This is a genomic window from Paenibacillus filicis, assembly GCF_038070315.1.
In the GTDB taxonomy this organism is placed as follows: Bacteria; Bacillota; Bacilli; order Paenibacillales; family NBRC-103111; genus Paenibacillus_G; species Paenibacillus_G filicis.
Genome location: NZ_JBBPCC010000013.1, coordinates 1 through 23,636 on the forward strand (window position 1 = coordinate 1; position 23,636 = coordinate 23,636).

The following is a 23,636-nucleotide window of genomic DNA, read 5'->3' on the forward strand; positions in this document are numbered from 1 at the left end:
GCACGGATATCTTTTTTGGTCCAAAATTTCTCGGTCATCTTGGTTTCCTCCGAATCGAGTTTTCTATGATGTCAGTATGCCCAACTTTTCTCGATTTCAAAGGTTCCACGTTCTATTTTACAGACCCATTTGATTAGAATTCTTCTCTAAGGTGATGGAGGATACTCTTCTTTAAGCATTTCAACATTATCATATTTACCAGTTTCAAAAATAAACTTGGCTGCCGCCTTTTCTGTTTTGTTCTTAACTATATGACCATAAATTTTTCCGTTCTTCTCAAAAACAAACATTGTTTTGTCAGGTTCATCTAAGAGTGCGTATTTTTCAATCAATCCTCTCTCCCCCTAATTCAACTTATACTTGATGATAAAGAAACAAGAAATAATTTTCAACAACAATTAAATTGGTATAAATAACCTTTGTGAAACAAATAATATACAAGTCAGCTTATTTCAAAACACTTTTAACGGAGGTATGTATGGAAAACAATTTCAATGAAGAAATCGTTGCAGAAAATCCAATCGTCACTTCAGAGTCATTAGTTTTTACTGAGGGAGTTAAAGAGTTTGTAGATATTATTGGAGATGAGAATATTGATTCACACGGAAACACATCGTCTGATGCTCAATGAGTCAATATTAAGGTGGGTAATCCATGAATAGCACGGATGGAATCGAGAACGAAGATAGTCTCATTTTAGACCAGGATTTCACCATCACAGCCGACAAAGATAATGTGAATAAGCACTCTGAATTCCATAGAGAAACAACATCTGCTGAAACGTGCAGAGCTGGACTTGATGAGTAGTTTAATTCCTGTCAAATGAAAGGAAGGAACTTACACTTGGATGAGTTAAGCAAAGAAACGAAAGATGTTCAATCCATTGCTGATTCAACAGACGTATTAAATACTTCTGAAGAAATTAACGAATACAATGAGCTCATTGAGGAATCAGATATGACGACACCAGAATCACTTTTACCAGATGCTGATGGTAATTGAATAAATCAAGAAAACCACCTGGTTAGGTGGTTGTTTTTTTACACTGAAACTTGCATTTTATCTTAATTCCTTTGGGGCCAAATGCTCCTCCAGCTCTCCGTTTTCTTCCCCGACCGAATCGGTCAATATTTACGTTAGCATGTTGGCTTCAAGAGGGTTTACACAAAAAGCTTTACAGACCCTTACTAAATAAATTAACTCAATACATGACAAAGGAGAGTTACAGTTCATCTGTACTCTCCTCTTTCTAATTACATTTTAATTAAATGCAATTTCATCGAGTAGCTCACTGCTATTGTTTTTAACACTGCCGACCAACTTGGATACAGGATATTTAATCATCCTGTCAGCTGGATATGGTTGTAGCAATGTCTGCAGGTAATTTTTATCTTGCTCCTGAGAAAGCCAAATACTTACTCCTTCTTCGTCTAAAATGACTGGCATTCTGTCATGAACGTCTTCAACCAATTCATTCGGTGTAATCGTTATAATTGTGAAGGATCTCAACCTCTCCCCTTCTGAATCCATCCATTCATCCCAAAGGCCTGCAAATCCATATACACCACCGTATCTTGATCTTGGGCTCCATATAAGCAAAGTTGCTATCTTCTTTATAGACTAGACGCTTCGTGACGCTGTTTCAGGCTGCCTTGTGCTTGGAAGTGACTCCTAACTCTACTATACCACAATGGCGCTGAGAGCTGTCTACACAGTCTATAGATGTGAGTAGCCCAAAGTCCGATTTTCTGTATCCTGAGATATAAACTTCAGCAGAAGTCCACTTGATTACCTTCTGCCACGACCAGGATCGTTTATCTACTTCGTATTTTGAATTGATGTATTTAATAACAATTCCCTCAAGGCCATGTTTCGCTATTAATTCAAAGTAGTCTGTAGCATTTCCACTGAATGGACGAACTTTTTTATAATGTTCTGTTTCTTCAAAGGATTCCTCCAGCAGCTCCTTACGCTTCCATAATGGGAGGTCAGTGACGTCAATTCCTTTGTATTGGAGTATATCGAATGCACAGAGTGAAACAGGTGTTTTATCGCGTTTAGATTGGAATCGTCTTTGTAATGCTTCGAAGTCTGGCTTTCCCTCCTGATCTGTAACAATGAGTTCTCCGTCTAGGATCGTGCCTGGAGGAGCAGGACAATTCAGTTTGGAGGACATATGGCCAATTCAAAATCGTCTACAATCACTACTCTTCAAAATATAAAATTTATTATGATTTCTGCTTGGATTGATTGGGGGACATCAGTTCACGACGCCGTATTTGTTCCCATCTGGATCGCGAAGGGAGAATCCACGAATACCGCCATCGAATTGCTCAATTTCTCCAATATCGGCCCCCTTCTCCTTCAAAGCCTGGTAACTACTATTCACATCCTTGGTATGAAAATTGAAATACTGTTCTACTTGGTAATTGTTTTTAGGAAACGATCGATGCTCAATTTCGAAGGAAAGAACGAGACAGAATACGACACGATGGTCATTCATCATCAATACCGTTGCATTCGGTTCGTCGCGTTGAATAATTTCGAATCCTAACATTTCCGTATACCACTTCGTTGATCGTTCCAAGTTTGTAACAGGAACAAATATCCCTACACCATAAAATGTTGGTTTAGTCATTTTCAAACCTCCGATTGTTGAATTAATGGTGATGTCACTGTAAATACGTTGCAGTCTGGATCAAGAAAAGAAAACCATACATGCCCATGAATGACACGCACTCGACCTATCTTTAGCCCCCTCACAGACAGCTCCCGGTATGTAAGAAACAAGGAATTAAAATTAGCGTTTCGAAACGCCATTACGAAAGTCTCAAGCAGTTCTCCGTCCGCCTTAGATATTGCCTTCTCCGTTTCTTTGTTGTCCATCTCCAAAAGATGAAAGTGACGATCCGCAGCTTTTTTGAGCCTATTTCGGGCGCGATGAAGCGCTGCCTTGACCGCAGTCACCGGTTGCCCTAGCACCGTTGCTGTTTCAGAAGGGGAAAAACCGAACACATCCGTCAACAAAATCAGCGCTGCCTGTCTAGGTTCTAATAAATCCATAAGTGTTTCCAAGGATTCGCGAACGTCATACGGACTCCACTCTTCGTAAGCTACATCCGCTTGATTAATCAAGAAATTTGGGTGAAAAGCAATTTTCTTTCTACGGCATATATCCAGCCAAGTATTCGATGCAATTCGAAATAAATAGGGCTTGCTCAACTCACGCTCAGGCCAGCGTAAAAATCTGCGATACACTTTAAGCATCGTCTCCTGAAATAGGTCTTCCCCGTCCCATGTCGATTCGACGATCCTCATGCAATACCTTTTAAGATCCGATTCAAAGGGCAGTGTTAGTTCCTCAAATGTAGTATAAAATAATTCCAGAGATTCCTTAGGAATATCTGTTCCTCCTTCCTGTGGAAATCGTTCACTTTCATAAATATATAACGAGAATTTACGGGCAATAGATACTGGCAAAATGCAATATTTCTTAATTCGTGAAGAGCCTACAATTTACCTTTCAGTGATGATCCATTAACGAATTCTGCCCTTTAGCCTAACGATCGATCCTCGAATAATGCTTTTTTTCTAAGTCCAATGAATATTAAAAAACTGTACAAAGTACAGTTTGATGTTTAAGTACAAATATAATTTTGCTAATAATGCATAGTGCAAAAGGATTGGGATTGTTATTTTAATAATGTACACGTTGGTTTATAGAGATACTTTTAGTTCGGCCAGATGGTTAGAACTATTGAAAGGATTTTTAGCGTACTGTAATAGCATTGGAGAAATAAACATTTTCATCACCTAATACCATCTTACAGGTTATGGGAGTTTATTTCTTTATGGAAGCATTGGCATAAAACAAATAGAAATAGCCGTGAATCTACGGCTATTTTGTTTCTTGGATTAAATTAATTACACAATGATCAGTGAATATTTTATCGGTATGATTTTTCCAATACGAATTTAAATTCGGCGTTTGGGACTTCTGTAGCCTCTTTGTTTGGTGTTCCAATTAAAGTAACACTATATATATCACTAAAACCTGTCCAAATAACTGCATTAGTTGATTTAACATTTAGATTATCGCTAGAAAGACCAAAGACTCCAAAATTAAAATTATTAAGTTGTTGGACCGAGATTTTTGATAGGCTTTTATTCGTATTAGGATAGTAGTGAACAATACCAAGAGTATCTTTAAAAAAATTAAACTCAAATTCATCCTCATTAATGTAGTAGGTGTATTTAACAGCCCTAATTTTCTCTCCTGAGTCAGCCATCATCCAATTAAATGAAGATGACTTAGCAGGTTTACCATATGTTTTTTCAATATCTGAAGTTGTCTGGTTTTTAAAAGCAGTAACATTAAATACTTGTTTTGTTTCAGCCACTTCCGATTTTTTTAATGTTGATGAAGAATTACAGCCGCTCATTAGAATAAAAATAAATAATAATGCACATACCATAGCCTTATTAAGCATTTTTTGAGTAATCCTTTCTCTTGTTGTTAACTCTAGATTGAAAATATGTTATCAAATATAACCCTCCCTTTTTAAACAAAGTTTACCATAAACCTACATAGCATGGAATCATACTATTACAATTTAATATAAAAGATACGTTTTATCGTTTTATATACTATTACTTTAATAAAAAACCAGGTGACTAAGCGTCTCCTGATTGATCGGTTTCATTATTTTAGTAGTACTTAAGGGAATTCTGTTATTTCCAAAGTGATTCCTGCTTCTGTTGCTTCATCAATCGCCATTAGAATTAAATTAAATAAATCTTTGCCTTCCGATGAAACAAAGTAATTTGAAAGGCTTGTAATTTCAGGACTGATGTTATCACCCCAAGGTGGTTGTTTTGATAAATCATCGAAATCCCAAATTATATCTGTTGGAGGAAATAGCTTTAATTCTTCACGTACTCTCACAACCTCATTACGGAGCTCTGGAAGAGATTCGCTCTCAACTTTGCTGTCATATAGTTGTTTCATGAGGATCGGATAAACACTGCCCCATTCTTTTGATTCTAGTCGATATGCAATTGTTGAAAAGAAAGAATGAAGGAAGCTTCCGCTTCCAACAACGTAATAAAGAAACTCAGCTTTAAATGCCACTGCCATTGGTTACCCTCCATAACATCAATATCTAGAACTGGAATCTTCTCATTTATACATGAAAAGTATATATAAATAATTTTTCACAGTAAATTCCCACCAATACTTATTAAGACAATTTTATAGTTTGCAAATACATTTCCATAAAAACACTCTTTTATTGTCAGCATAACAAGGTTTATATCCAATAAAAAAAGCGAATAGTCGCAATAATTCACAACTGTTCGCTTCTTTATTATTTTAATATGATTTCGGTCGTTTTATCTTCACCAACACGGTTAAATGATTCTCCGAATGGAGCAGTAACCTTATAATTAAGGCTGGTCACGTCAGATAAACTGCTCTTAACTTCAAAGACAATTTTACCTTTCTTTACAACCTTACCAATGAACTCTCCGCCAACTTGGTCAGAATAAAAGAGGCTAGTATCAACCTGTTCTTTTGTGTTAGTTACGAGTTTCCCTTGATTTGGATGCCAATTGACCGTGTCTGATGAGGTGTTTTCAACAGAAACTTCAAAAATTATTGCCTTTATGGATTTACTGTAGGAATTAGGTTTATACTCGGGGTCCAAAGAAACCTTTGCGATATCAAGTTTCATTGGCCCACTACTCAGGTTTACACCCACGTTAAAGGATTTGATTTCAGAAGTTCCAGATGTGTCAGCGTCTTTGATGGCACCAATATGTATTTCTCGATTACTGCCATCCCACTTAACCTCAGCACCAAGTAATTCTGCCACAGTCCTAAGAGGAACATAACTGTTGCCATCGATGATCTCGACTTGTGCGGATGCTTGCTTGCCATTAACAAATAGTTTAATGTCAGATGCAGCATATGCACCGATAGCCAAAGATACAATTGATATTACAATAAATGCCCCTGATATTATCCATTTCTTCTTCACTTTAACACCTCTTCTTTTTTATACAATATAACATAGAAGGTTATGTTTGTTAGTAATATAAAGGTAAATTTATAAATAAAAAGCTCCCATATCTGTTTAGGATTAAGAGTTCTGAGAGTCAGTGTTATTCTCTACTGCTCTATAAGTTTACTCGTAACAATTTCAATTTCACTCTCATCAAGATCAAGATTTCCGTTATACACTATTGATAGTTTTTTACATCTAAAAATACTTATTTAATGCTTCTAACATATTCTTGTCCTCTCTATTAGAACAAAGCAGATCAAGCGTCCAAAACCCACCTGAAGCGTCTGGATAGGTGTTCATATAGTATGTTTTGGCTAGTGTGTCATAGTAAATGTAGTCAATGGTTTCTGTTGTCGTGTGTTGTTCAATTTCATTAGCAAATACTTGCTGAGCTGAAGTAACAAACAGGAGCATCAACACCAAGATTACCTTATTTATAAATCACACCTCGTATTTAAATTTTTTATTTATTTAATTTATGAAAAAAGTAACATTTTATTCGGTTAATTCAATTTGTTGCACATAATGTTGCAACGTTCTTTTAATCCTCCTATTTCCCATAGAATCAATGGAGGCACTCCCTCCCCTCCTTTTAGGGAACTTGCCATCAAACATTTTGTATGGGTGAAGTGTTCATTCAATGTCCGATAATCATATATTGACTCTCATACAGACATGAGATATATTTATGTCGTAACTTATTAAATTGATTAAAATAACTAATAAAAATATGGTGGAGGATTATGATGAACGAAGAACAACGTATTTTTAAAGGTATTTTATTTAGCCCGGCCAATCCAAAACTTCGAGCCATTAAATTGCAAGCCCATAATTTGAGCAGTTTGTATAGTCGTACCCTCGAAAATGAAACCGAAACAAGAGAATCGATTCTAAACCAGCTTCTTGGCAGTAAAGGTGAGAATTGTTTTATTCAAGGGCCTGTTTTTTTTCATTATGGTACCCACACCGAAATAGGCAATCACTTTTTTGCAAACTATAATCTTACGGTTCAAGACGATGCAAAAGTAATCATCGGCAATCATGTCAACTTCGGGCCTAACGTCACGATTGTTACACCCGTCCATCCACTCGTTGCATCCGAACGCAGACAGATGCTGGATCAACATGGAAATGCGCAATTGCTTTGTTATGCCAAGCCGGTCACGATTGGTCATGATGTATGGCTTTCAACCAATGTGACTGTTTGTGGCGGCGTAACCATTGGCGATCGTAGCGTCATCGGGGCAGGCAGCGTTGTGATGCACGATATCCCGCCCGATTCGTTCGCCGCAGGTGTACCCTGTAAAGTCATCCGTACAATTACCGAAGTAGACAGCATGATCTACAAACCGGATATTTTAGCGGATTGCCAAGTTATGAAAGACGGGCACTTTGAATAAAAATGACCACAAAATAATTTAATATAACGGAGAATGGACATGATTTTTCTTATCTTAATTTATCTGGCGTTTATCAGCCTTGGATTGCCCGACTCCCTGCTTGGTTCCTCCTGGCCCATCATGAATACGGATTTGGGTGTCCCTATCGGAAACGCGGGAATTGCATCCATGATTATTTCCGTAGGCACCATCATTTCCAGTTTGCTCTCCTATAAGCTGATTAGGGTCATTGGCACTGGCAAGGTAACGATTATCAGTGTCGCCATGACTGCCGTAGCACTACTTGGTTTTTCGCTTTCGCCTTCCTTCATTTGGCTATTGGCTTTTGCGATTCCGCTTGGCCTTGGGGGCGGAGCCGTTGATGCTGGACTGAATAGGTTTGTGGCCGAGCATTATGAAGCCAAGCATATGAACTGGCTCCACGGATTTTGGGGTGTTGGAGCCATGCTGGGTCCCATCTTGATGTCTACGCTCGTATTGTGGGGAAACACATGGAGAAACGGTTATTTTACTATTTCGATGGTACAGTTTTCATTGGTTATCTTACTGCTATTTTCACTTCCAATGTGGAGGAAATTTGAAGGCCCGTCAACGAAGCCGACTGAAGAAGATCTGCAATCCAAAGATAAGCCAGGACTCCTCGCTTCGCTGAAAACAAGAGGTGCTATCTTCGGGATGTTCTCGTTCTTCCTAGTTTCTTCAACGGAAGCTTCCATGATGCTATGGGGATCAAGTTATTTGGTGAAAAACGAAAGTATTTCGCCCGAAAGTGCTGCCGGATGGGTATCCTTATTTTTCTTGGGAATCACGGCCGGACGGATGTTAAGCGGCTTTATCTCCATGAAGTTGAGCAATGAGGCGCTGATTCGTCTTGGAGCCATTCTTACGATTTTAGGATTTTTTATCATGCTGCTGCCGCTTCCGACGATGTTCACACTCATCTCATTCATTATTGTTGGGGCAGGGCTTGCGCCGATCTATCCCTCCATGCTGCATCAAACGCCCATTTATTTTGGGCAGCATAATGCACAGGCGGCTATGGGCATGCAAATGGCATTTGCCTATACCGGTACTACGCTGGTTGCGCCATTGTTCGGACAACTTTTTGCGCACGTCTCCTTCTCCTTAATGCCTTATGTACTTCTCGCTTGCGGCGTCGGATTGCTGACTTGCAGAGAAATGCTAACGCGGGCGTATAAAAAGAAAGCTGGCGTTCACAAGAGCGCCTCTCTGGAGAGCTAAGTGTTTGAAGTAACAGGCCGACAAAAGGACGAGTGACTAACCATTATGCCTGAGATGAACATTTCATGTAGAAAGGCGGATGTATGATGCGAATTGAACATGTCGCAATCTGGACCAAGGACCTTGAAAAGATGAAATCGTTCTATGAGAAATTTTTCAACGGCATAGCAACTAACAAATATGTGAATGAAAAGAAACAATTCCACTCCTACTTTCTGAGCTTTGAAACAGGTGCGCGTTTGGAATTGATGCAAAAACCCGAGCTTACGGAGTTGGAGCCTGCCGAATATTATGGCATGACCCATTTTGCTTTTTCCGTTGGTTCTGAGGAGAAGGTGAATGAATTGACCGATCGCTTAAAGAAGGAGGGCTTTCAGGTTTTGGATGGGCCGCGAACAACCGGTGACGGGTACTACGAAAGTGTTGTCCTCGATCCAGAAATGAATCGGTTAGAAATCACGATCTAATGCAAAGGATGAATATTGGCCTTTAATTGTATACGCTTCGCGAAGAGATGGCGACTGATTTCAAAGGCATGCTGAGGAAAGTGGCCGAGCTGGGTTATGAAGGGGTTGAATTTGCTGGTTATGGAGGTCTTCCTGCCGATGATCTGAAGGCGCTATTGGATGAACTCGGCTTGAAAGGATTTAGCAGCCATCTTTCTTTACACGCGCTTCGTGCTGATCTGCAAAAAGAGATTCATTACTTGAAAGCCATCGGCGCTCAATACATGATCTGTCCTTATCTTTTCCCTGAAGGATGTATGCTGGGTACAATTTGCAGGCAAAGATCCTCTTCAGTACATCGGCAAATATGCCGGCCGTCTCCCCTTACTGCATCTAAAAGATTATAGCTTAGATGACCAAAGACAGATGGTGACATTAGAGCTTGGCGAAGGCGTAGTGGATCTGCCAGCCGTAATCCAAGCAGCCGGACAGGCCGGAGTCGAGTGGCTCATTGTGGAACAGGATTTTTGTCAGATCCCCCCGCTGCAAAGTATTGAAAAAAGCTATGCATGGATAAAAAGAAACTATCTTGCCTCCAATGAGTATTAATGGAAAGCTGCATGATGGCAGTTTATATGTATCTGGAGACGAACAGCTAAGCCAAGAACAGCTCCTTTGCCTTGAAAAGCTGTACGATTTTAATCAAACACGTCCGCAATCCGGCTTCCAGGGGTTTGCATAGGTGATAATACGGTTATTGGGGCAGGCAGTTTAGTTACTCAGGATATCCCTTCCCATGTAGTCGCTGTAGGCAATCCATGTCGAGTGCTCAGGAAAATAATCGACGAACATGATAGACAGTATTATTTTAAGGAACGAAAAATTAACTTTGACACTTTAGTCTAACTGTTCACCTTATTTCAATTAAAAGACAACGACTCTCGTCGTTGTCTTTTTGGCTATTTTCACTTCTATCATCCTAATTTACCACAATAATCATTTATTGCTTCTAATTGAACGATTTACTAGAATGAATAAGTTCGCTTATATTTTTAGATAGTTCTGATTTGGAGAATGGTTTTAATAAATAAGATTTAACTCCTAGCTGCATGGCTTTGCGAAAGTCACTGTGGCTGCTGAGCCCAGTCATCACCATCCATTGAGTATCTAAAAATCTATGACGATAGGTCTCAATAAACGTCCACCCATCCATCCCTGGCATAATAATATCTGTGAGTACGATATCCATATGATTCACTTCCATAATTACAAGAGCCTCTTTGGCAGAAGAAGCTTCATATACGTTAAGATCTGGGAAATTCTTCTTTAGGGTGCGTTTAACACCGCCTGTTAACATGAAATCATCATCGATAATCAGAATATTCATGGACTTACTCCCCTATCGTTGAAAAGCTTTAAGTAAATGCCGGTTCATCAGAACCTTTTCAACATAGAAGCCTACTTACTCCATTCTCCGAAGTCTTAGCTATTTTCGTTGTCCTGTCGATAATTTCCGCGCAGACCAGACTGATAGGCTGCAAGCGCCTGTGCAATCAAACCATGAAGGATGTCGGCATCTAAGTCACTTTCATAATTAACAATTGGGAATATTGTCCTCAAACGTTCTGAAGGTATTGCTTGCTCAATCGCTTCTTTTAAAGCTTTGGAAAAAAAATCACCGTAAAGAACTACATAATCGGGATTGATTGTCCCGCAAAAAATACTGATTAATTTAGAAATGGCAGCTCCTAGCTCTTTGGGGTCATCATAGTTAATCTTGATCCAATCAACACCGATCGGAAGCAGATTGATTTCACCAGCATAACCAGCGACCCCTTTATGAATGTTGCCATCAATCACAACGCCTGCACCTGGACCAAACGTACGAGGGAAATAAATGCCGACAATAGAGGATACTTTTTCTGTATGTTGGCTAAAACCAAAAGCTGCTGCATTGACATCATTCTCAACAATGACCGGCAACTCATACTTTTTCTGAAAATATTCTGTAAAGGAAGTCCCCTTTAATGCTGCAAAGTCATTTTCCAAAATAACACCATTACGCTCCACACCCGGCAGGGAAAAAGCAACAAGACTTATAGTCGAATAGTTTCGCAGGGCCTCATCGATCATCTGATCAAAACTAGAAAGTTGAATGGTATCAAACGACTCCTCTGCGTCCCATACGCGTTCCCCGTAAAGATTTCCGATACAAGCACTGATAATATTCTTCCCTTTGCGCACCCGCGCCGATAACCCAAGCACATGTGCAAATTCTGCATTAAAGCTATACGCTTGAGACGGCCTTCCTCCCGTTGCAGAATACATTTTTCCGAGTGTGACTTCTCCGCTTTCTACAAATCCATTCAGGATGTTTCCAACGGTAACAAAGCTTAGTCCTGTCGTTAGAGCCAATTGTTTAATGGTGGAGGTTTTGTATGAACAAAGACTCCAAAGAACGGTTTGTGAATTGCTCTCTTTCATATCCAGCATATTTATTCCCATAAAGACCCCCGGCCTATTAACTCCGATTTTCATTCCATAATGTTGCCATACATCATTATAAGATTATGCGCGTGTAAATCTTAGGTCCAAAATTTTGGATGGGCTAGACTACATAACATCCCTCTAAACATCTTCGTTCATCGTATTCCCCTGTATAAAACTACTCGCTCTTGATTTGCTAAAGATGAGCTGATGTGATCCCTGATTTCGTTAGATAATCCAAGCTCTCTCTTGCACAATCGAAGGCGTCTTTCTGCCAGTTTTCTTGCTCGACCAGTCCCCATCTCACACCGGTTCGATGACAAGCCTCAAATATGGGCAACCAATCAATCCGACCTTGCCCAAGTGGAACCAAGTATTCTTTTCCCTCGGTTGAGAGTGCGGAATCTTTAAAATGACATATGTTTACGCGTCCTTGATACCGTTCCAATAAAGCCACAGGGTCCTCACCTCCCCGAACAGTGTGATACATACATATGGTTAAGCCCACTTGAGGCAACCGTTCCATGACGATGTCTATGGCACGAATGCCATTTATGTACTCATAGTTGAACCAGAGCGGGTGGAAGGTGAGTGCGATACCATGTTCATCCAGCGTCTCAGCCATTTGGCCCATCGCGTCACAAAATTCCACGATGCCATCCGGGGTCATTAGCTCACGCGGAATGGTACTGACACATAAAGAGTCACTTTCCCACAGCCTATTCATCGTGATATAGTCATCCAGATTATTTCGCACTATCGTAAAATCTTCTTGAGTTGCGATACATGTCAGCCCTGTTTCTCGCAAAGCTTCTGCCGTGAATGCCAGAGGTACGGCCGGATCGATCCATTGTAGCTGTACATCGCGATACCCCATATTGTGCAGTTTACGGAATGTATGTTGTACTTCATCTGTTGTCGTAAGATAGGGTCTAAGACTGGAAGCTTGAAAGCCAAGTGATGTCATCATTCACCCTCCACATTTATTAAATGGTTATTAAATTCAATTTAATAATATGAATTAACTATACCCCTGTCTTCAGAAGGAGTCAATGTTTAATGTATGAACTCCTTTGGTAATAAGAAGAACAAGGATGAAGTGAGAAAACTGCATCGTACCGAGGGAGTTTAACAAATGTAATCATCGTGTATTACCTTGATCATACTCACAAAATCATCTGACTGGATATCAAATTCTTCGGAGAAGTGACTGAGATAATAAACCTGTCCAGTCTACTTCAAAAGTAAAATCAAGTTTACTTAGGTGATTAGCTTTATGGATGATATAAAAAACCACGAAGGGTTTGGCCAAGAAAACAATGGCATAACTAATAAAGCTAGATTTATGTCAGCTTTGGCGGCAACCTTGTTCGAACAATTGCCGCAACTTCCCGATCTCTAAGCACCGCAGGCCTTGGAACCGTTTATGCCGTGGTCTTCATCACTTCCGGTCACTTGCCGCACGCCATAATCTTCATCCATCATACACGGGCTCCCATCTGGCTGCTAGGTGGGGCCTATTTGACGTTCCTATCGCTGAAACTCTTATCTGAATTCCCGACAGCACAAGCTGTTCTTGACGTGTATGAAGCTGACTTGGCAAACAGATTTGAATTACTGTGTCCGAGTCGTTCGAGGAACTAGGCTGTAGACAGAGCGAAGAAACTCATTGCGGCTGCTATAAGGAATCCTTTTCGACAGGCACGTCAATAAAGCCAGTCTTCGGACTGCAATTCTATATTCAGATGCTGCTTCAATAAAAAGAGCATCTATCCGCCATCGAAAGTGAGATAGCTGCACTCGCTGTTGAGATTGAAGAGTATCAGATTATCGAATCCACTCCCGGTATAGGCGGGAAAATCGTGGCAACGATTATTTCACCGCTGCAGGAAGATGTCGGCACCAATATAGCATCGCTATAGACAAACCAATATAGCTGTGCTATATTGGTCACATGAATACACACGACACTCTGCTCAATGCGGCTTTACAAGTTCTCGAGGAAGAGGGCGAGACACAGTTCTCGACACGCTCCGTCTGCGCAATTGCGAAGGTGACCGCACCGACGCTGTACCATCACTTCGGCAGCGCTGACGGGCTTCTGAGCGCCGCCATTACGGAAGCATTTGCACAGTTTCTCCAAAGCAAAAGGACTGCCACCCAATCCTCCGATCCGGTGATGGCGCTACGCGAGGGCTGGGACGATTACGTGCGCTTCGCGGCGGCTCGTCCACGGCTCTACGCGGTGATGATGAGCCGCGTTCTCGACGACTCTGAAATTCCCGCCGCCGAGCAGGCCTTTGCGCTCCTGATCCAACGGATCGCGGCCATCGCCGCTGAGGGCCGACTCAGGCCGACGGTGGAGGTGGCTGCCGATCTCATGTGGGCGTCTGCGAATGCTGCATCCCTACTTCACGTCACAGCTCGGCTGCGCAAGGTGCTGCCACCCACTTCTGAGGTCCTGGAGCAAATCCGCGAGGGCGCCATACGGTCCATCCTAAATCCCGAACAGAAAGGACGAACACAATGAAAATTCTCGTCACGGGAGGCACCGGTCTGCTCGGCGGGCGCCTGATCACGAAGCTCGTGGAGGACGGTCACGAGATTTTCGCTCTCACACGCTCCACATCATCTCACGCCAAACTCAAGTCCATGGGTGCGACGCCAGTCGATGCCGATCTCGAAAGCAACACGCCACTCATATTGCCGGTGATTGATGCGGTTGTGCACGCGGCCGCCCTGTTCCGCTTCTCAGGGCCTCGCGAACCCTTCTTCCGTACCAACGTCGATGGCACCGTAGCCTTGTTGAAGGCAGCTGAGTCCGCCGGTGCGAAGACATTCGTCTACATCAGCGCGGCGGGGATCCTCATGGATAATGGCGGTACCCCCATTCGCGACGCCGATGAAAGCGCGCCAACTTTCCCGAACCACTTCTCCGCCTACCTGGCGAGCAAGGCACGGGCCGAGCCATTGGTTCTGGCAGCCAACAAACCCGGCTTTCGCACCATCGCGCTCCGCCCACCGGCTATCTGGGGGCCTGGTGATCCGTTTAGTCGAGCCCTTCCCGAAGCAGTTAGATCTGGACAGTTCGCCTTCATCGACCGCGGCGACTACGCTTTTGCAACCTGCCACGTGGACAATGTGGTCGAAGCCATACAATGCGCTCTTGAACGCGGAGAAGGCGGTCATGCCTTCTTCATCAAAGACCAGGAAGGGCAGACTTTCAGTGAGTTCGTCTCCTCGCTCGCGAACTTGCAGGGCCTGTCCATCGATAAGCTGCGTTCGATGCCCTACTGGCTTGCCTCTGGCATTGGCCGGCTGCTCGACACTATCTGGGCCGTCACGCGGAAAGACGGCGATCCGCCGATCTCACGCTCGATGATACGCATGATCGGGCGTGAGTTCACAGTCAACGATGCCGCTGCACGTCGAGAGTTGGGCTATGTCGGAAGAACATTGCGCGGCGCCGGCTTGCAAAGCTATGAGGAACCATCTGCTCGACGATAGTGCTTTGGAGGGCGAACGACGGCAATCGCCGGCTAGTCGTTCTCTGGACTTGCGCTTTTTGTCGATGTGGCAGACAGCATCGAAGCCGTGGCGGCAAGCCGAGTCTGTAACTCATAACATTATTTTCTCATCACTATGTATAACTAAGGGGACGGATTGAATTAAGTCTGACAGTTGCCTGCAGTATGAGGCTTCATGTAGGTGGATTTATACTCCTTACACAATTTTCACAGCCCGTATGCACAAGAGCAATTATGGTTAATCGATTGTTAATTGTAGTAGAAATGACAGCAAGGGACTCGCGCATGCACGTGAGTCCTTATTGCCGACATCCTTTCGTGATCCAAATCGGTCGAGCCTGAAGAACCTGAAACAAGTGACCTCAGTTCACGCTATTACGCACAATTCATTTTGCCTTAACGATGATTTTCCCCCTTGCGTGCCCCGTTTCGCTCAGCCTATGCGCATTCGCACGCCTTCTAGTGTCATTGGGAAAGTTTCTGTAATCTTAACATCTACTTTCCCTTCCGAAACCAACTTAGCGATAGCCCCTAGCTGGTCCATGCTTGGAGATCCAATGTATGAAATGACCGTAATGCCCTGCTCTTTTACCCGCTTTTCATTCGGTTGGCCGCCGATAGTCACCAGTCGTCCGTTTGGTTTCACGTACTTTTTGGATAAATTTGCGCAGCGGGAACTTACTTCATTTCCCTGGGGGTCACACCCCAATACTTGCGGAATACCTTGGTGAAATAGCTCACGTCCCGGTAGCCGACGAGGTTCGCTGCATCATACACCTTGGCGCCCTTCTGCAGAGCGGTTTTGGCTCGTTCCATCTTGCGCTCCAGCACATAGGTGGAGAAGGGCTTGCCTGTCTCCTGCTTGAACAGCCGGCTGAGGTAGGAGGAATTGACATACAGCCGGTCTGCCACCGTATGCAGGGTAATTTCCTTGTCGATCTCCTCCTCCACCATGTTCAAGATCCACTTGACCGTATGATGGCTGACCGCCTTCCGCTGCCGGTTGACTTGCGCAACGATATGCTCCACCGTCCGGTATAACCAGCTCTGGATCTGTTCCTTGGCCGCCAGAAGCTGAGAGTTCTGGAACAGCACATAGTCATCTCCGACAACCTCCTTCACACGCCAGCCCTGCTTCTGGATAATCCGGACCAGCAGACCGCCCAGGTACATCACATGCTCATGCACCTCATCGAGCTGCTCCGCTTTGCCGAGACCCAGTGCCCACAGCTCGTCGGCGACAGCGCGCGCCTTATCCGCATCTCCGGTCTCCAGCGCAATCTCAAGCGCCTTCTCCAGATTGGGCTGAACCTCCAGCACCGTATACTCGGCCTGCTGCTCCTCCCGGTAAGGAATGGCGATTCCCCGCCCGTACAGCTTACGATTCTGCAGCGCCTTGGCAGCCTGCCCATACAGCCTGCTGACGTCCTCCCAGCCTCCGGTGCTTCCGCTGATCCCCCCGCTGGCGGATACCTTCAGGAACTCCTGGACCTTGGCCAGCAGCCGGTCCACCGTCGTATTCACCCGGAGCAGGTGCTCATTGGGCTCCGACTCCCGCGGGGCATAGAACAGCACGACAGTCTGCTCCTCAGCATCCGTACACACCCAGGCATCTGCGGACTGCAGTAGCTCCGTCACGATGCTGTTCAAGGAGAACAGCAGCAGCGGCCTATCCTTGGCACTGAACCTCGTCTCTTCGTCAGAGAGCGGGTCCATGTCCAGCACGACAAGCGCATACTGCCAATCCGGCTGCAGATCGATCTGCACATCATGACTGTACTGCCATACCTCCCACAGGTCGTACTTGCCGCTGATCCACTGCTGCATGTAGACGTTGCGCAAATACGGCAGATGCTGCTCCCACCGTACCTCCAGCTGCATCTGGTGGTTCAGCCGCTCCAGCTCTCTCCGTAGCAGCTGCGCGGCCTCAACCACCGCCTGCACGATCTCTTCCTCTCCGGCAGGCTTGAGCAAATACTTGACGACCCCCAGCTCCAGCGCGCTCTGGGCGAACTCGAAGGTGTCATGCCCGCTCAGGATAATGAGTTTGACGAGCGCATCCTTCCGCTTCAGCTCGCGGGCCAGCGTAATCCCGTCCATCTCCGGCATCTGGATGTCCATCAGTACGATATCCGGCTTCTTGCGGTCGAACAGCTGCAGCGCCTGCACGCCGTTCTCCGCCATCCCGACAATCTCGATCCCGTGATCCTCCCAGGGAATATTATAAGCCAGGCTGTTGCGTAGCCGGACTTCATCTTCTACGATCAATACATTCATGTGCCCTTCACCTCATGCTGTTGGGTTGCCGCCACCGCCGGCGATGCCGGTTTGAATTCGTCCTTGCACCGGTTCAGCGGCAGCGATATCGTCACCGTCGTGCCTGCTCCCTCGCTGCTATCGACCGTCAGCTCTGCCTCCGGTCCGTACCAGATTTTAATCCGTGAGCTGACATTGCGCAGCCCGTATAGATCCTTGGCTCCATGCTCCAGATACGACAGCGGTCCCGCTTCCAGCGCGGCCAGACGGGCCAGCTCGCTGCGGATATAGGCCAGCCGGGCAGGAGGCATTCCCTTGCCATTGTCCTGAACGGCTATGCGCAGGCGGTCCTCCGCGATCCGGCTCGAGATCAGCAGCTCCCCGCCCTGCCGGGAATCCAGCCCGTGCAGAATCGCATTCTCGACGAGAGGCTGAAGCATCAGCTTGAGCAGCGGAATTTTCTTCGATTCCTCCTGCAGCTCATAACGGACGGTGAACGAATCCAGGAAACGGAGCTGCTGCACACGTATGTAGTAATGAAGATGTGTCACCGTCTCCTCCAGGCTGAAGGTCTCCCGGCCCTTCCCCAGGCTGAGCCGGAAGAAGCTGGACAGATTCAGCACCATCTCGCTGATCTCCTCGGCATCGTAATTTTTGGCCGTCCAATAGATCGAATCCAGCGTATTGTATAGAAAGTGGGGATTGATCTGCGACTGCAGAAATTTCAGCTCCGTATGCGCCAGGCGCAGCTGCTGCTCGTAATAATTTTCGATCAGATACTGCTGCTCCTCGACCATCTTATTGAACGAGCGAGTCAGGAAGCCGAGCTCATCGGTCCGATCATTCTCGAGCCTGATGTTGAAGTTGCCGCTGCCGACCCACTTCATCCCCTTCATCAGCTTCTGGACGGGAGAAGCGATCCCGCTGTATACGGCCCAGGAGATCAGCAGCGCCAGGATCACGCTTACGCCAATGATGACGTACGTGTACAGACGCGTCATCGTCGTCTCCCGGTACAGCTCCGCCTTCGGCTGCACGAGGACGAGCGACCACTTGTAATAACGGGAATCCACCCGAACCGTGAACTCCTCCGAATCAAGCCCCGCTTCCGCCTCCTTCAGCAGCGTCTGTCCACGGTCACCGGTGCCGGTGACCAGCTTCCCCTCGTCCGAGTACAAATAAATCTGTGCACCGGGCGAAGGTAGCAGGGAACGGATCAGATCCAGCAGCTTCTCCTTATTGAGACTGATCATAAGCAGATTCGGCGCACGGTCCGGGTTGTTCAGATCCATCGTCCGTACCAGCGAGATGCTTCCGGTGCCTGTGATCGAACCGAATGTCTCGTTCTCGGGAAACGGCGTATCCGGCATCATATACACGATGCCCGTCCCCTTGGTCTCGGCGATCGTGTTCAGCTCTAGCAGATGGAGCGGACGCTCGATCCTTTTGCCCCCCTGCGTGGTGGACAGCAGCATCCGAGAGGGAGAATGATACAGCGCCACATGAGAGATCAGGTGATTGATGGAGGTCAGACTGGATAATTGCTTGACGATATCTGCGAAATTCACATAAGACTGCGCCGTCAGGCTCGGTCCGACTTGATTCAGGAGACGCAGCATATTCGTATCCGTGGCGACAAGCGTGGAGAATTCCTCGACATTCTGCAGGGACAGGTCGATATAGTCCATGGATGACGTCAGAGCTCCGCGCGTTCGTTCCTCCGCCTGCTTCAGCAATACGGTCTGCGAGCGGAAATTCACATACAAACTCACAATAACCAGGGGCAGCAGCAGCAGTAAGAAATAAACCGTAAGGCGCAGCTGGATTTTTTGCGTATATTGGCTGTACATCCATCTGAACATACCGTCATCTCTCCCTATTCTTGGCTGCTTGGTACCAGTTGTTGACTTCTGCGGTTATCTCCCGGCCGCCTTCCCGCTCCCACCAGCGGGCATAATCCTCGAATTGGTCCAGTGGTGTCACGCCTGCGATCATTCGCACGAATACGTCCTGAAGCTCGGACAGCTTCTGGTTGTACTTGCCCATAGCCGGGGTTGGCAGGCCGTTGAACCGATTTGGGATCAAACGGGCTTCGATGCGCTGCAGATTCTCATACAGATGGAATTGCATACCGAGGGAATCCAGCCGCCGTTTCGTAATCTCCGGCTCAGGGATGTCGACCAGAGATGAATAAATGCCTCGATAGATTTGCTGCTTATGCGTTTCGAAATCCGTCTCCATCTGCCCATTTCTCTTCCGCCAGACCTGATTTTCAAACCCGAGCTTCAAGGTGAGATGCCCCTCGCCCGCTATGAAATTCAGTAAGCGGATGGCCTCCTTGGCATGCTCGCTTGTCGCCGGGATGACGTTGTACTCCCGGATGAGAGGACTTGCGTAGGTGCCGCTCAAGCCTTCAGGCCCGATCGGGTATTCAAGCGGAATCCACTCGGCGGACGGATCATTCTTCAGATGCTGGTCGATCGGCCCCCGGGTATCGTACCAGGCGGCGGAGAACATACCGACTTTGCCGGAGGCGATCTTCTCTTCCGCCGTCTTGATTTTATTAATAGGAAATTCCGGGTCAATTAGCCCCTCGGCATACAGCTTGCGTAGAAAGGCGATGGCCTGCTTGGTCTGAGGCTGCACGTCCGTATAGACGAGCTGGCCTCCCTGCTCCTGCCACTGGTCGAGCTGCACACCGAACGCCCCGAAAAAAGGCCCCGTTCGCCCCAGATTCTCCATCAGCAGCAGCCCGATCGTGTCGTCCTTGCCGTTGCCGTCCGGATCGCCGTACGTAAACGCCTTCAAAACGTTGTAGTATTCATCCAACGTACGTGGCGGCTGCAGACCCAGCCGGTCCAGCCAGTCCTTGCGCGCATACATCAGCTCAACACCGGGGGTCTCGTTAATGCTGGGTACCGCATAGATCCGCCCATTGTAAGTAACTTTATCCCAAGCTTCCTTCGGAATCTTGGCAAGCAGCTCAGGCCCGTGCTCCTTCAGCAGCTCATCGAGGGGCATCAGCTCCTGCCGCTTCACGTAATTGGCCAGCCACACCTCGCTATGCACATTCAGCAGATCAGGCCGCTGCGGTGCGGACATAATCACATTAAGCTTCTCATTGTACCCTTCGGCAGGCGGCATCAGAATACGAAGCTTGAGGTTCGTTCCCTTCTCGATATAATCCAGATACGGGTTGCTGTTCTCATGAAGCCCCTCCGGGAAACTGAAGCCCAGGCTATCCAGCACGACGGAAACCGTCAGCCTAGAGCCATCCTCCTCCGCCAGCTTCACACCCGCAGCCCGTTCCGGCCACTGTATGAGAACACCGGCCGTCACGAGTCCTGTCCCGGCCAAGCCTGCCAGCGCGAGCGAAAGCCATTTTACCGTTTGCCTCATCCTGATGTCTCCTCTTAGCCCTGAGTAGAGCGTTGCTTCTTCACTTCTTCGCGGCATTAGGTCAAATATCCTTTTTTCCCTTGGTGTTCTCTGGTAAAGAGTGCGCTGAAGCCCTAGAAGTCCTCGCATGCGGCTTCAGGAAAGCTGTACCGGCTGCACAAGAAACAAGACGGTACAAAAAAACGCCCGCACCCCGGCGGACGTTTCCTATTCTAAGAGAAGGACGGAATGGACCGCCTAAGCAGAGGGTAGTCCGACATCTCTTCCGAATCCGTCGGCACCGGAACGGAGACGACGGACAACAGCCTTCCTTCGCTGAACAAACAACGGTGGTCATAGCAATCCTCGTCCTGCAGCATCAGCGGGATGTACGAAGGCAGATTGGCCGCAACCCCTGTATTCTGCGGATGCAGAATCCATTCAGTCGTCTTCCAATCCAGGATACCCTCCTCCGTCTTGACGGGTGTCGGATACGGATAATCCGGGTCCAAGCGCACCGTGTACAGATACATGCCGCCGAGTCCGCCTTCCTCGCTGCCCCAGGTGACCAGTCCTTTGTATCGGATGTCCGCTTCCTCCAGCCGGATACCGGTCTCCTCGGCAATTTCCCGGCGCATGGCTGTGCGCGGAGCTTCCCCCTGCTCCAGCTTGCCGCCCACGCCGTTCCACGAGCCCATCCAGGAAGCGCGTTCCCGGTTCAGCAGCAGCAGTTCCTCTCCGCGTTGGATGAAACAAATATTATAGGTAAGCAGACAGCTCCCTCCAGTCCATTACTCTTTATTCGGTTGGTTTCCAGGCCTGGTTGATCAATGTCATATGCAGGTGATCCTCCCACACTCCATTGATGTACAAATACTGCTTGGCCAATCCCTCCGAGATGAAGCCCAGCTTCTCCACCACCTGGAGCGACGCCCGATTGCGCGGCATAATATTGGCTTCGATCCGGTGCAGCCTGAGCTCCTCGAACGCGATACGGATCACTTCTCGCAGCGCCTCCGTCATGTAGCCTCGGTTAGTCTCAGCCTGATCCAGCTTATATCCCAGATGGCAGGATTGGAAGCTGCCCCGCACGATATTGCTCAGTCCCACAGCGCCTATGACGCGCTCTTCCTTATCGCCGATCTTGCGAATCCAGAGCCGGAGCCCACGCCCGGCCTCGATGCCGGCCGCTTCCTCGCGCAGCAGCCTCTCCTGCTCCTCGGCCGTATAGAAACTCTCGGCCCGGTGCGGCTCCCAAGGGGCCAGAAATTCACGGTTCCTCCGGATATAATCGAGCACGATCGGCGCATGGCGCTCATCCAGCACGTCCAGGCTCAAGCGTTCGGTGCTATAGCTGCTTTTCGTCATCTTTATTATCCTCTTTTCGTTCACTGTCGTTTTCAAGCAAGCAGCCGGAATCACGTTGCCGTCTTATTATAGCTTGAACCCTGTCCTCAGGCAAAAGAATACAGGCCGTTACCTGCTGGCGATTATCCTTCCCTGTAAGTGACCTTCAGAGGATCATCCCAGCATTTCATATAGGAAAAAGTTGCTTTCGCCTTCTATTCCAACAACTTTCTTCACCGCGTGCAGCTCCCAGCGCGCGGTGGGGCAATACGTGTTGGCAGTCAATCACAACCGTTGAATCAGCGGCTCGCTGGACTTCCACACATAAATTGGATATGATGAGATCATTACATGAAACCTGATTTCATTTAATGAAACAAAAGGAGGCATGTCTACATGTCTTATCTTTACTTGGGACTGGACCATGTTCAATTGGCCGCTCCTGCCGGATGCGAAGCTGAAGCTCGACAGTTCTATCACGACATACTGGGGTGGATGGAAATCCCCAAGCCCGAGCCGCTTCAAGCTCGCGGTGGCGTCTGGTTTCGGTGCGGGCAGCATCAGGTGCACATCGGCGTACAACCGGACTTCGTTCCGGCTACTAAGGCCCACCCCGCCTTTCGCATCCAGCACATCGATCGATTGCGGGAGCATCTGCTCCAGTATCAGATTCAGATCATCGACGATGAAGCAAGGGCTGAAGAAGGTGTCAAGCGCTTCTACCTTCACGACCCTTTCGGCAACCGGCTTGAATTTTTAGAATGGTTATGAGGATCTCACAGATCAAACAGCCATATCCTATTCAGATATGGCTGTCAGTTTGTGAGGTATTAATCCAGATGAGTCGTGCTGTCATAAAGGTCGTATTGCCAGCGGTCGCCCGCCTTGGAGATGACGGTGACGGAAGTATTGGAAAGCGGACGGTCCGTAGCGATATCCGGAATCAGTCCGTGCAAGGTACGCCGGATGATGGCTCCATGGCTGACGATGAGAATCCGCCCACCGGGATGCCGCTCCTCCAACTCCGCCACGAAGGCGCCTCCCCGCTTGGCAGACTCTTCCGGGGTTTCAGTGTTCAGATCCGTACGGCTTCTCCAGTCGGACCCCCACCTCTGCAGACGCTCCTCTTCCGTCGTCCCCTCGATGAGTCCCCCGTGAACCTCACGCAGCCTGACATCGTAATGAATGACCGGAATGCCGGCTGCCTCCGCAATATGTTCCGCCGTCTGCTTCGCCCTCAGCAAGTCACTGGCATACATAACGTCCCAGACTTCTCCGGCAAGACGAGCAGCTACAGCCCTTGCCTGCGCGAAGCCGGCTTCATTCAGCGGATTATTGGTATGCCCTTGAGCCCGCTTCTCTACGTTCCACTGCGTATTGCCGTGGCGAATCCATGTGATTTGCGTCATCTGCCTGTCATCCTCTCTACATGAAATAGGCTGCCGGATGCAGCCCTCGCATCCTCATCACCGACTGAACCGGAACAAA

30 protein-coding genes and 2 pseudogenes are annotated in these 23,636 nt (G+C 46.9%); 13 read left to right on the top strand and 19 right to left on the bottom strand.

Annotated elements, in window-relative coordinates; genetic code table 11:
• Window positions 1-146: 146 nt before the first annotated feature.
• Window positions 147-332, bottom strand: coding sequence for a hypothetical protein (locus WMW72_RS19295; protein ID WP_341417183.1), 186 nt, complete (start codon window positions 330-332; stop codon window positions 147-149).
• A gap of 146 nt (window positions 333-478) precedes the next feature.
• Between WMW72_RS19295 and WMW72_RS19300 the strand changes: the two genes are divergently transcribed.
• From WMW72_RS19300 to WMW72_RS19310, 3 genes are read left to right on the top strand one after another with little or no spacing between them, the layout of a single operon-like run.
• Window positions 479-631 (top strand): hypothetical protein, encoded by a 153-nt coding sequence (locus WMW72_RS19300; RefSeq protein ID WP_341417184.1) that lies wholly within the window; start codon window positions 479-481, stop codon window positions 629-631.
• Between the two features lie 23 nt (window positions 632-654).
• Complete coding sequence (locus WMW72_RS19305; RefSeq protein WP_341417185.1) at window positions 655-807, top strand: hypothetical protein; 153 nt, start codon at window positions 655-657, stop codon at window positions 805-807.
• A 36-nt stretch (window positions 808-843) separates the two neighbouring features.
• Window positions 844-1,002 carry a hypothetical protein gene (locus tag WMW72_RS19310; protein ID WP_341417186.1) on the top strand — a complete coding sequence of 53 codons (159 nt, stop codon included), beginning with the start codon at window positions 844-846 and terminating at the stop codon, window positions 1,000-1,002.
• 258 nt (window positions 1,003-1,260) lie between these two features.
• On the opposite strand, the gene WMW72_RS19315 is transcribed toward WMW72_RS19310, so the two are convergent.
• From WMW72_RS19315 to WMW72_RS19350, 8 genes are all read right to left on the bottom strand, one after another.
• A complete protein-coding gene (locus WMW72_RS19315) occupies window positions 1,261-1,599 on the bottom strand; it encodes an SOS response-associated peptidase (protein WP_341417187.1) in 339 nt (112 codons plus the stop codon).
• Between the two features lie 43 nt (window positions 1,600-1,642).
• On the bottom strand, window positions 1,643-2,176 hold the full coding sequence (locus WMW72_RS19320) for an ATP-dependent DNA ligase (RefSeq protein WP_341417188.1): 534 nt from the start codon (window positions 2,174-2,176) through the stop codon (window positions 1,643-1,645).
• An 84-nt stretch (window positions 2,177-2,260) separates the two neighbouring features.
• The gene (locus WMW72_RS19325) at window positions 2,261-2,638 is read right to left on the bottom strand and encodes a VOC family protein (RefSeq protein WP_341417189.1); all 378 of its coding nucleotides are present in this window, start codon (window positions 2,636-2,638) and stop codon (window positions 2,261-2,263) included.
• A gap of 2 nt (window positions 2,639-2,640) precedes the next feature.
• A complete protein-coding gene (locus WMW72_RS19330; RefSeq protein WP_341417190.1) occupies window positions 2,641-3,480 on the bottom strand; it encodes an RNA polymerase sigma factor in 840 nt (279 codons plus the stop codon).
• A gap of 467 nt (window positions 3,481-3,947) precedes the next feature.
• The gene (locus WMW72_RS19335) at window positions 3,948-4,490 is read right to left on the bottom strand and encodes a hypothetical protein (RefSeq protein ID WP_341417191.1); all 543 of its coding nucleotides are present in this window, start codon (window positions 4,488-4,490) and stop codon (window positions 3,948-3,950) included.
• A 227-nt stretch (window positions 4,491-4,717) separates the two neighbouring features.
• A complete protein-coding gene (locus tag WMW72_RS19340; protein WP_341417192.1) occupies window positions 4,718-5,137 on the bottom strand; it encodes an immunity 70 family protein in 420 nt (139 codons plus the stop codon).
• 229 nt (window positions 5,138-5,366) lie between these two features.
• Window positions 5,367-6,038: a stalk domain-containing protein gene (locus tag WMW72_RS19345; protein WP_341417193.1), complete on the bottom strand. Its 672-nt coding sequence runs from the start codon at window positions 6,036-6,038 to the stop codon at window positions 5,367-5,369.
• Window positions 6,039-6,260: 222 nt separating this feature from the next.
• Window positions 6,261-6,488, bottom strand: coding sequence for a hypothetical protein (locus WMW72_RS19350; protein WP_341417194.1), 228 nt, complete (start codon window positions 6,486-6,488; stop codon window positions 6,261-6,263).
• A 320-nt stretch (window positions 6,489-6,808) separates the two neighbouring features.
• Here WMW72_RS19350 and WMW72_RS19355 point away from each other — a divergent pair, with 320 nt between their 5' ends.
• The 6 genes and pseudogenes from WMW72_RS19355 to WMW72_RS19380 all read left to right on the top strand — a co-directional run.
• A complete protein-coding gene (locus WMW72_RS19355) occupies window positions 6,809-7,465 on the top strand; it encodes a sugar O-acetyltransferase (RefSeq protein WP_341417195.1) in 657 nt (218 codons plus the stop codon).
• A gap of 39 nt (window positions 7,466-7,504) precedes the next feature.
• Window positions 7,505-8,707 (top strand): MFS transporter, encoded by a 1,203-nt coding sequence (locus tag WMW72_RS19360; RefSeq protein WP_341417196.1) that lies wholly within the window; start codon window positions 7,505-7,507, stop codon window positions 8,705-8,707.
• A gap of 86 nt (window positions 8,708-8,793) precedes the next feature.
• A complete protein-coding gene (locus WMW72_RS19365) occupies window positions 8,794-9,174 on the top strand; it encodes a VOC family protein (RefSeq protein ID WP_341417396.1) in 381 nt (126 codons plus the stop codon).
• A 47-nt stretch (window positions 9,175-9,221) separates the two neighbouring features.
• Window positions 9,222-9,762, top strand: a pseudogene (locus WMW72_RS19370) (sugar phosphate isomerase/epimerase family protein).
• Window positions 9,752-9,895, top strand: a complete 144-nt coding sequence (locus WMW72_RS19375) for a maltose acetyltransferase domain-containing protein (protein ID WP_341417197.1) — start codon at window positions 9,752-9,754, stop codon at window positions 9,893-9,895. Before WMW72_RS19370 ends, WMW72_RS19375 begins: the two are co-directional and overlap by 11 nt.
• A pseudogene (locus tag WMW72_RS19380) lies at window positions 9,877-10,059 on the top strand (sugar O-acetyltransferase); the annotation flags it as partial. The gene WMW72_RS19375 and the pseudogene WMW72_RS19380, both read left to right, overlap by 19 nt.
• A gap of 103 nt (window positions 10,060-10,162) precedes the next feature.
• Here the strand turns inward: WMW72_RS19380 and WMW72_RS19385 are convergent.
• The 3 genes from WMW72_RS19385 to WMW72_RS19395 all read right to left on the bottom strand — a co-directional run bounded on the left by WMW72_RS19385 (window position 10,163) and on the right by WMW72_RS19395 (window position 12,610).
• A complete protein-coding gene (locus tag WMW72_RS19385; protein ID WP_341417198.1) occupies window positions 10,163-10,540 on the bottom strand; it encodes a response regulator in 378 nt (125 codons plus the stop codon).
• 95 nt (window positions 10,541-10,635) lie between these two features.
• A complete protein-coding gene (locus WMW72_RS19390; RefSeq protein ID WP_341417199.1) occupies window positions 10,636-11,691 on the bottom strand; it encodes an ROK family protein in 1,056 nt (351 codons plus the stop codon).
• A 145-nt stretch (window positions 11,692-11,836) separates the two neighbouring features.
• Window positions 11,837-12,610, bottom strand: coding sequence for a sugar phosphate isomerase/epimerase family protein (locus WMW72_RS19395; RefSeq protein ID WP_341417200.1), 774 nt, complete (start codon window positions 12,608-12,610; stop codon window positions 11,837-11,839).
• A 306-nt stretch (window positions 12,611-12,916) separates the two neighbouring features.
• On the opposite strand from WMW72_RS19395, the gene WMW72_RS19400 reads away from it, so the two are divergent.
• From WMW72_RS19400 to WMW72_RS19410, 3 genes are all read left to right on the top strand, one after another.
• A complete protein-coding gene (locus WMW72_RS19400; protein ID WP_341417201.1) occupies window positions 12,917-13,042 on the top strand; it encodes a hypothetical protein in 126 nt (41 codons plus the stop codon).
• A 552-nt stretch (window positions 13,043-13,594) separates the two neighbouring features.
• Complete coding sequence (locus WMW72_RS19405; RefSeq protein ID WP_341417202.1) at window positions 13,595-14,170, top strand: TetR/AcrR family transcriptional regulator; 576 nt, start codon at window positions 13,595-13,597, stop codon at window positions 14,168-14,170.
• Window positions 14,167-15,147 carry an NAD-dependent epimerase/dehydratase family protein gene (locus WMW72_RS19410; RefSeq protein ID WP_341417203.1) on the top strand — a complete coding sequence of 327 codons (981 nt, stop codon included), beginning with the start codon at window positions 14,167-14,169 and terminating at the stop codon, window positions 15,145-15,147. The genes WMW72_RS19405 and WMW72_RS19410 overlap by 4 nt, the downstream gene beginning before the upstream one ends.
• Window positions 15,148-15,600: 453 nt before the next feature.
• On the opposite strand, the gene WMW72_RS35625 is transcribed toward WMW72_RS19410, so the two are convergent.
• The 6 genes from WMW72_RS35625 to WMW72_RS19435 form a co-directional block, all read right to left on the bottom strand.
• On the bottom strand, window positions 15,601-15,876 hold the full coding sequence (locus tag WMW72_RS35625; protein WP_423227570.1) for a zinc-binding dehydrogenase: 276 nt from the start codon (window positions 15,874-15,876) through the stop codon (window positions 15,601-15,603).
• Entirely contained in the window at window positions 15,846-17,444 is a 1,599-nt protein-coding gene (locus tag WMW72_RS19415; RefSeq protein WP_341417204.1) for a response regulator transcription factor, read from the bottom strand. The genes WMW72_RS35625 and WMW72_RS19415 overlap by 31 nt, the downstream gene beginning before the upstream one ends.
• Window positions 17,441-19,285 (bottom strand): cache domain-containing sensor histidine kinase, encoded by a 1,845-nt coding sequence (locus WMW72_RS19420; RefSeq protein WP_341417205.1) that lies wholly within the window; start codon window positions 19,283-19,285, stop codon window positions 17,441-17,443. Before WMW72_RS19420 ends, WMW72_RS19415 begins: the two co-directional genes overlap by 4 nt.
• Before the next feature lie 4 nt (window positions 19,286-19,289).
• The gene (locus tag WMW72_RS19425; protein ID WP_341417206.1) at window positions 19,290-20,822 is read right to left on the bottom strand and encodes an extracellular solute-binding protein; all 1,533 of its coding nucleotides are present in this window, start codon (window positions 20,820-20,822) and stop codon (window positions 19,290-19,292) included.
• Between the two features lie 212 nt (window positions 20,823-21,034).
• Window positions 21,035-21,574 (bottom strand): NUDIX hydrolase, encoded by a 540-nt coding sequence (locus WMW72_RS19430; RefSeq protein ID WP_341417397.1) that lies wholly within the window; start codon window positions 21,572-21,574, stop codon window positions 21,035-21,037.
• Between the two features lie 25 nt (window positions 21,575-21,599).
• A complete protein-coding gene (locus WMW72_RS19435) occupies window positions 21,600-22,169 on the bottom strand; it encodes a GNAT family N-acetyltransferase (RefSeq protein WP_341417207.1) in 570 nt (189 codons plus the stop codon).
• A 375-nt stretch (window positions 22,170-22,544) separates the two neighbouring features.
• Here WMW72_RS19435 and WMW72_RS19440 point away from each other — a divergent pair, with 375 nt between their 5' ends.
• Window positions 22,545-22,919: a VOC family protein gene (locus tag WMW72_RS19440; RefSeq protein WP_341417208.1), complete on the top strand. Its 375-nt coding sequence runs from the start codon at window positions 22,545-22,547 to the stop codon at window positions 22,917-22,919.
• 59 nt (window positions 22,920-22,978) lie between these two features.
• On the opposite strand, the gene WMW72_RS19445 is transcribed toward WMW72_RS19440, so the two are convergent.
• Window positions 22,979-23,557, bottom strand: coding sequence for a histidine phosphatase family protein (locus tag WMW72_RS19445; protein ID WP_341417209.1), 579 nt, complete (start codon window positions 23,555-23,557; stop codon window positions 22,979-22,981).
• Between the last annotated feature and the right edge of the window lie 79 nt (window positions 23,558-23,636).